The 7,928-nt window shown below is 72.3% G+C and carries 8 protein-coding genes; 4 read left to right on the top strand and 4 right to left on the bottom strand.

What is annotated here, in order from left to right:
* On the bottom strand, positions 1-745 hold a 745-nt coding region (locus GPJ59_RS30390), incomplete at its 3' end, for a hypothetical protein (RefSeq protein WP_219671128.1).
* Positions 742-1,275 (bottom strand): RNA polymerase sigma factor, encoded by a 534-nt coding sequence (locus tag GPJ59_RS30385; protein ID WP_258025152.1) that lies wholly within the window; start codon positions 1,273-1,275, stop codon positions 742-744. The genes GPJ59_RS30390 and GPJ59_RS30385, both read right to left, overlap by 4 nt.
* Positions 1,276-1,763: 488 nt before the next feature.
* Between GPJ59_RS30385 and metG the strand changes: the two genes are divergently transcribed.
* Both metG and GPJ59_RS30375 read left to right on the top strand, forming a co-directional pair.
* Positions 1,764-3,479 (top strand): methionine--tRNA ligase, encoded by a 1,716-nt coding sequence (metG, locus tag GPJ59_RS30380; protein WP_219671127.1) that lies wholly within the window; start codon positions 1,764-1,766, stop codon positions 3,477-3,479.
* Between the two features lie 208 nt (positions 3,480-3,687).
* Positions 3,688-4,407 carry an antibiotic biosynthesis monooxygenase gene (locus GPJ59_RS30375; protein ID WP_219671126.1) on the top strand — a complete coding sequence of 240 codons (720 nt, stop codon included), beginning with the start codon at positions 3,688-3,690 and terminating at the stop codon, positions 4,405-4,407.
* Here GPJ59_RS30375 and GPJ59_RS30370 read toward each other — a convergent pair.
* On the bottom strand, positions 4,400-4,843 hold the full coding sequence (locus GPJ59_RS30370; RefSeq protein ID WP_219671125.1) for a hypothetical protein: 444 nt from the start codon (positions 4,841-4,843) through the stop codon (positions 4,400-4,402). The two genes, GPJ59_RS30375 and GPJ59_RS30370, sit on opposite strands and share 8 nt — an antisense overlap.
* A 249-nt stretch (positions 4,844-5,092) precedes the next feature.
* The gene (locus GPJ59_RS30365; protein WP_219671129.1) at positions 5,093-6,706 is read right to left on the bottom strand and encodes a CocE/NonD family hydrolase; all 1,614 of its coding nucleotides are present in this window, start codon (positions 6,704-6,706) and stop codon (positions 5,093-5,095) included.
* 196 nt (positions 6,707-6,902) lie between these two features.
* Between GPJ59_RS30365 and GPJ59_RS30360 the strand changes: the two genes are divergently transcribed.
* Together GPJ59_RS30360 and GPJ59_RS30355 are read left to right on the top strand one after the other, a co-directional pair.
* The gene (locus GPJ59_RS30360) at positions 6,903-7,619 is read left to right on the top strand and encodes a TetR/AcrR family transcriptional regulator C-terminal domain-containing protein (protein ID WP_219671124.1); all 717 of its coding nucleotides are present in this window, start codon (positions 6,903-6,905) and stop codon (positions 7,617-7,619) included.
* Positions 7,620-7,748: 129 nt separating this feature from the next.
* On the top strand, positions 7,749-7,928 hold a 180-nt coding region (locus tag GPJ59_RS30355), incomplete at its 3' end, for a hypothetical protein (RefSeq protein WP_219671123.1).

The following is a 7,928-nucleotide window of genomic DNA, read 5'->3' as shown; positions in this document are numbered from 1 at the left end:
CTGGTGTCAGGGCTTGGGTGGCGGGGTGGGGCGGCAGGGAGGGGAACGGGGGGGAGAGGGCGGGCCCGGGGGTGCCCCTGGCCTCGGCGATGGGGTCGGCCGGAACGGTGGGGGCGACCACCAGGCCCGGGCGGGGCAGCGGCACGGGCCCGAGGTCGGCGTCCTCGCACTGGTCGACGTGGCGCAGGACGGCCGCCTGCGCGCACAGCCGCACCTCGCGCAGCTCCCGCTGCCCGCCGGGCCGGAAGCCGTGGCCGGCCAGCTCGTCGGCCCAGGTCCGGGCGTCGTGGTGCTCGCCGCGCCGCGAGTGGTCCAGGAAGAGGCAGTACGCGGCCCGGGCGCAGCCGGCCCCGGCGGCGAACTGCCACCAGAAGCGGGCCCCGTCCCGCAGCCCGGACAGGTGGAGCAGGCAGGCGAAGGCGAGCGCGCCCGCCCGGTCGGTGTGGTGGCTCGCGGGGAAGGCGTCCAGGTCCGCGCCGGCGCCCGGCGCGCAGACGACGGCCAGGCAGACCGCCTTCAGGTCCCGGCGGGCCTGCTCGGCGTCGACCGGGCAGTCGCGGGCGGGGTCGCTCCAGCCGCCGCTCCACGGGCACCGGTGGCTGGTGCGGGAGCGCAGCAGCCGGGCCTCGGCGGCGGGCAGGTCGTAGCGGGCGTAGCGGTTGCGGACCCCGGCCCGGGACAGGTAGTGGTCCAGTGGTCGGGGGGTGTTGCGGGGGGTGTCGCGTGGGGTGTTGCGGTCGGTCATGAGCCCGGCTTCCCGTCACGAGGGGCGGCGAGCAGCCGGGCGAGCCGTCGGAGCGCCTGGCTGATGTGGGAGCGGACGGTGGCCTCTTCGACGCCCATCACGGCGGCGGCCTCGCCGGTGGTGCACTGGAGGCCGTACCGCAGCAGGACGGCGTCGCGCTGCCGCTCGGCGAGGCGCGAGACCGCCGAGTAGAACTGGATGGTGTCGGTCAGCACGTCGTAGGGGTCCACGGCGGCGTCCTTGAGCGCGGCCTCGAAGGCGCTGATGTCCATCGGCTCGGGACGACGGTTCCGCTTGCGCTGCTGGTCGACTATGCGGTGCTTGAGGACCGTCCAGGCGTACGCCTCCAGCCGGTCCATGTGCAGCATGCGCAGCCACTCGTTCATGATCGCGTCGAAGGTGGCGTCGACCGCGTCCTCGGCATCCGCGTCGGACCCCAGCTGCAGGTACGCGAAGCGCATGTACGCGGGCCTGCGGTCGGCGTGGAAGGCCCAGTACGACAGGCGCGCGGGCGCGTCCCACTGGCTCATGGGAGTCGCCCGTTTCCGTCGGCTGGGCAGCCCCACCGCCCCGCCGGACTCCTCCGGTCCGCCATCGCTCACCGTTCCACCTCTCCCCTCGCGGCACTGGAGACGCTTGCCTCCAACCCTTTCAGCGTTTGGGGGGTGCGTAATGTGCAGAGAAGAATCCTGGAGGTATTACGTTCGGTGATTGCCGTTCGGTGATCGTGCTCGATCGCACCGGAGCCCAACTCGCCCTGATGCATATGCCCTTGGGGAAGTCGGACCATGCCTGCCGGTCCGGCCGCGGCCGCCGGTCCGGGCGCAGGCGCACCGCCTGTACCATGGGTCAGATCGCGAGGTCCGTGACGCTCCGGGTCGCCGTCCTCGCCCGTGCGTGACGTCCACCCCTTGAAAACGCGGCGCGTGGCCTCCTGCCGATTCGATACGATGAACCGGATCACAATCCGTCACGTACCGCACACACGTACCGCACATACGAAATGGAGCATCCGAGGATGGCTCGACACCTGATCACCAGCGCGCTTCCGTACATCAACGGGATCAAGCACCTGGGCAACATGGTCGGGTCGATGCTTCCGGCGGATGTGTACTCCCGGTACCTCCGCCAGCGCGGCCACGACGTCCTCTACATCTGCGCCACCGACGAGCACGGCACCCCCGCCGAGCTCGCCGCCAAGGAGGCCGGCCTCTCGGTCGCCGACTTCTGCGGCCAGGCGCACGACGCGCAGAAGGCGGTCTACGACGGCTTCGAGCTGTCCTTCGACTACTTCGGCCGCAGCTCCTCGGCGCAGAACCGCGAGATCACCCAGCACTTCGCCCGCCGGCTCCAGGAGAACGGCTTCATCGAGGAGCGCGCGATCCGGCAGGTCTACTCGCCGGTCGACGGCCGCTTCCTGCCGGACCGCTACGTCGAGGGCACCTGCCCCCACTGCGGCTACGACAAGGCCCGCGGCGACCAGTGCGAGAACTGCACCCGCGTCCTGGACCCGACCGACCTGATCGAGCCCCGCTCGGCGATCAGCGGCTCCACGGACCTGGAGGTCCGCGAGACCAAGCACCTCTTCCTCCTCCAGTCCAAGCTCCAGCACGAGGTCGAGGCCTGGGTCGCCCAGCACGAGGCGGAGTGGCCGCAGCTGGCCTCCTCCATCGCCCGCAAGTGGCTGACCGAGGGCCTGCACGACCGCGCGATCACCCGTGACCTGGACTGGGGCGTTCCGGTCCCGGCCGACACCTGGCCGGAGCTGGCCGCCGAGGGCAAGGTCTTCTACGTCTGGTTCGACGCCCCGGTCGAGTACATCGGCGCCACCAAGGAGTGGGCCGACGCCGATGCGGACAACCGCGACTGGAAGTCCTGGTGGTTCGAGGCCGAGGACGTCCGCTACACGCAGTTCATGGCCAAGGACAACGTCCCGTTCCACACGGTGATGTTCCCCGCCACCGAGCTCGGCGTGCGCGAGCCGTGGAAGATGGTCGACTACGTCAAGGCCTTCAACTGGCTGACGTACTACGGCGGCAAGTTCTCCACCTCCCAGAAGCGCGGCGTCTTCACCGACCAGGCGCTGGAGACCCTCCCGGCCGACTACTGGCGCTACTTCCTGATCGCCAACGCCCCCGAGTCGGACGACTCGTCGTTCACCTGGGAGCACTTCACCGCCACGGTCAACAAGGACCTCGCCGACACCCTCGGCAACTTCGTCAACCGCGTGCTGTCCTTCTCCCGCAAGCGCTTCGGCGACGAGGTGCCCGCGGGCAAGCAGGCCGGCGAGGCGGAGGCCAGGCTCGGCCGCCAGATCGCCGAGCTGCTGGCCGAGTACGAGGGCCACATGGAGGCCCTGCAGTTCCGCAAGGCCGCGGCGGCGCTGCGCGCCCTGTGGTCGGCGGGCAACTCCTACCTGGAGGAGAAGGCCCCCTGGCTGGAGATCAAGACCGACCAGGAGGGCGCCGCGCTCACGCTGCGCACGGCGATGAACCTCATCCACCTCTACTCGGTGGTCTCCGAGCCGTTCATCCCCGCCTCGGCCCGCGCCATGCGCTCGGCGTTCACGCTGGCCGACGACACCGCGGCGTGGGTGACCCCGGAGCAGGCCCAAGCGCTGGACGCGGTCCCGGCGGGGACCCCGTTCACCGTGCCGCCGGTGCTCTTCGCGAAGATCACGGACGAGGACCTGGAGTCCTACCGCGAGCGCTTCGGCGGTGCCGAGGCGGGCTGACGCCGGCCGGCCTGAGCCGGGGGCGTACGACCGACGCCTGAGGGGCGCGATCCGAGAGGACCGCGCCCCTCAGGCGTTCTCCGGTGCGCCGCCACGGCCTTGACCTCAAGCGCACTTGAGGCGGGAGGCTCGTACCGAGCGGGCGGGCGGCACTGCGCCGCCCGCCCGCTCGCCATGACCCTCGCCGCACGACGTAGGAGGCACCACCATGAAGGCCGTCGTCCAGACCGTCCCCCGCCCCGACTTCTCCCGCCCCGACGTCGGTGTCGTCATGGCCAGCACCTGGCGGGTGGGCACCCCCGAACGCCAGCGGGCCGCGGTCGACGCCATCGCCGAGGCCTGGCGCAGCCGGGACTGGCCGGCCGTGGGACTCCTGTCGTACACGGTGCACATCGGCACGGAGGGGGAGACGCTCTTCCACTACTCGCAGTGGACGGACGAGGGCGCCTACCACGAGTTCGTCCGCACCTACCGGGACGACCGCAACGCCGAGATCGACGCCGCCGTGCCGGGCATCGAACGGGTCGCGCTGCACGCCTACGCCCCCTACCGGGCCGTGGACACCGGCAAGGACGCGGTGCCGGGCTGCGTGGTCGTCGTGGACGCCGAGTTCGACGGCTCCGACGCCGCCGCCCCGCGCACCTTCGTGGACCTGGTCCTCGACGCCCTGGCGACCGACCCGGCCCCGGCGCCGGGCGGCATCGCGGCCCACTTCCACGTCGGCACCGACGGCACCGACGGCACCCGGATGCTGAACTACGCCGAGTGGGAGACGGAGGAGGCGCACATCGAGGCCATGGCCGCCCCGGGCCGCGGCGTCGGCTCCGGCACCCCGCAGTGGGACGCGGTCCTCGCCTTCCCGGGCGTCACGGGCGACTCGGTCCGCCGCTACGTCCCGGCCCTCTCCCTGGCGCCGGGACTCAGTTGACCGCGGTGGCGGCCGCCTGGACGGGCCAGGACGTGAGGGTCCGGCGCTCGCCACAGTCCTGGAGCGTGTCCCCCTTGCAGATGAAGACCGACCCGGTGGTCAGCGCGGAGTACGCCGTGCTGAACTCGACGGGCACGGCGCCCGGGCCGCACAGCGACGCGTGCTTGCGCGCGGGACGCGGCATGAAGTCGAAGGTGAACTGCGACCACACCGCGTAGCAGCCGCTGCCCGTGTTCCTCAGCTCGCCCTTGACCACGAGCACGGTGGACGTGGAACCGGCGGGCCGCTCGGTCCACCGGGTGCCGCTCGCCGACGCCGTCCCGTGGGAGGCGCTCCAGGGCACCTCGGTGGCGGCGGAGGAAGGCGTGCCGGCCACGACGACGGTGGCGGCGGCCGCGAGGGCCACGACGGCGGTACGGACAAGGTGGGTACGCATGGTGAAGTCCCTTCGGGAAGAGGTGGGTTCGGCGTCCGGGAAGATGCACACCACGGACGTTCCACCACCTTCCTAACCCATCCGGACACGGCCGCGACACCGCTGGAAGGCAGGTCGGCCGCTATGTGCACAGCCCCTTGACGGCCCGGCCCGGCCGGGCCCGCGGGGTGCGTGGGGGAGTGAGCGCGGGGGAGTGAGCCGGGCCGGGGGCGGCCCGGCTCGTCGACCGTTTCCCGGAGGGCTGACGGACTACGCGAGCCCAGGGCGGCCGGTGGGAAGTACCAGTGCCGAGTCCGTGTGGAGCGTGACGCGCACCGGTGTGAAGGCGGTGGCGTCCACCGGCGACTCGCCGGTGCCGGGATTGCGGGCGTAGCGCGGGTGGGCGCCTGCGCTGATCTGCCAGCGTATGCGGTGGCCGACGGGGAAGCGGTGGGCGGTGGCACTCATCGGCACAGTGACCTGCGAGGACGCGTGTCCGGCCGGCCGCAGCCGGCCGAACCCGTCACAGATGTTGACGGAGCGGCCCTGCGGGTCCACGTCGCACAGCCGGGTGAAGACGTCGGCATGTCCGGTGTCCGTGGAGATGGTCAGCCGTGCGGAGACGGGGCCCAGGACGTCCAGGGGCTCGGTCAGCGGTGGGCCGGTGAAGGTCAGGACGTCGTCCCGGGCCTCCAGGGCGGCGTTGTCCCGGGGACCGGCGGTCCGGGAGAGCAGTGGGCCGCCGAGGGAGGGGGTGGGGTCGGCCGGGTCGTAGCGGAACGCCGCCACGGGCGCGGAGTCGGAGTCCGCGGGGGCCTGCTGGGTGAGATGCCCGCCGGGGACGGGGTACCACGAGGTGGCAGCCGCGGCCGGCGGCCAGTCGTCGAGGTCCCGCCAGGTGTTTTCGCCGCCGACGTGCACATGCACCGCGGTGGGACGCAGGCCGGAGGGATCAGCGTGCAGGTGGGCGCGCAGCCACGCGAGGCTTTCGGCGAACAGCTCCGGCCATCCTCGCTGCAGGGCGGACGTGTGGGTCCAGGGACCGACGAGCAGGGCGGTATCGCATCCGCCCCGGCGCAGCCGCTCGTACTGCTCGAAGGTCTGGTCGACCAGCACGTCGTGCCATCCGGTGATCAGGGCTGTGGGCACGCGGAGCCGCTCCGCCGACTCCGCCATCGACGCGCCGTGCCAGTAGGGGTCCTCGGGGTCCGGGTGTGTCATCGCGCCGTCCAGCCACGGCAGTTCGCCGCCGAGGCCTGATCTGTACGACCCACGCAGGGGCTGCGCCATGGTGACCTCGCGCAGGCGGCGCTGAAGGCGCAGTACCGCCCTGAGGAACGGCGCCGTGCCCTGGTGCTGGTAGGTCATGCCCAGGCCCACGACGAGGGCGTTCTCCAGGCGGAGCGCACCGTCCGCGTGGAATGCGGCGTGGGGATCGTGCAGCCCTACCTGCACCACCATGGCCTTCAGTTCCGGGGGCGGGTCCAGGGCGAGGGCCCATTGCACGTAGCCCATATAGCTGGGGCCGACGGTCCCCAGCGTTCCGTCGAACCAGGGTTGCCCGCGTAGCCACGACACGGTGGCCTGTCCGTCGGCGGCCTCGTTGCGCCACAGGTCGAACACGCCGCCCGAGCCGCCGGTGCCGCGGCAGCTCTGCAGGACCACGTGGAAGCCCTGTTCGGCGAAGAGCAGGCCGAACTGGGGCGACCACGGCAGGCCTCGGCCGTAGGGCGAGCGGACCAGGAGGGTGGGGAAGTCGCCCTGGGTGCGCGGAAAGTAGTGGTCGGTGATCAACGGGCTGCCGTCGGCGGCCGGCACCACCAGCCCCGGCTCCCATCCGACCTCGTGCCGTTTCGCCGGCAGGCCTCGCCAGGTCGCCCGCATCATCCGGGAGGACAGCGGCGGCTTTCCGGCGGGTGGCACCCAGCCCGGCCTGACAACGGCGTCGGGCATGCGTGATGACATCGTTCCCCTCCTCTGACTTCTCTCATTCTCGTACGATGTACGAGAATAGAGGATGCTTGGATGGCCTGTGCAACAGCCCCTCGACAACCAGGGGCCAGGGAAGGAGCGCGAGGCTGTGTCCAGTGACGGAAGGTCCGGCGGCGGCGCAGTCGACCCCGAACAGCTCTGGCTGCGCCCCACCGAGCCCCGCAGGGGCCGCAGACCCACCTTCAGCCGGGAGGCGATCACCGCGGCAGCCGTCGCTCTGGCGGACGCGGAAGGACTCGACGTGGTCACCATGCGGCGAGTGGCCGCCGAAGTCGGAGCGGGCGTCATGTCGCTCTACAGCTACGCCCCCGACAAGGAGACGCTGCTGGAACTGATGGTCGACCACGTCAGCGGCGAACTCACCGTCACGGACCCGCCCAGCGGCGACTGGCGTACCGACCTGAAGACCGTGGCCCACCTGCAGCGCACCCACATGCTGCGCCACCCCTGGCTGCCCGCCGCCTTGACCACCCGTCGCGTTCCGGGACCCAACACCCTGGCCTTCCTGGAGCACGTGCTCGCCGTCCTGCGGCCCACCGGGCTGGACGGCGCGGCGAAGCTGGAGGTCTTCGCCCAGCTCACCGCATTCGTGGCCGGTCACGTCGCCCATGAGATCGCGCAGGCCGCGGTCTCACGATCACCGGACCGGTCCGCGGCCGAGGCCCGCTACCTCGCCGCCGTCGCCGCCGACGGCCACCACCCGCAACTCGCCGAAGCCCTCGCCGCTCCCGGACGCCCCGTCACTCCCGACGCCACCTTCACCCGGTTCCTGGGCCGTCTGATCGACGGCCTCGACACCGGCTGACGCCACGCACCGGTGACCGCCCTCCCGCCCGCGGCCGCTCCGAGGGACAGCCCGATGCGTGTCGAACCGGGCTCTTGATCGTTTCTTCACCCGGGACCACCTTTCACACCGGACCGGGAGGACCACACGGTGACCGCTTGGCTCTACTTCGCCGGCGCCGGCCTGGCCGCGCTCGCCCCGCTGCCGGCCGCGCAGGGCGACCCGGCGGGGCCGGAGGTACGGGCCGAGGCCCAGGACGTCGAGCGGCCGGAGGCCCCGCACGCGGTCCGGGCGGACCGCGAACCGGCCGCCGGCGCGGGCGCCGGCGCC

The sequence above is a fragment of the Streptomyces bambusae genome (genome assembly GCF_019400985.1).
In the GTDB taxonomy this organism is placed as follows: Bacteria; Actinomycetota; Actinomycetes; order Streptomycetales; family Streptomycetaceae; genus Streptomyces; species Streptomyces bambusae_A.
This window is presented reverse-complemented; position numbering and strand designations above follow the sequence as displayed.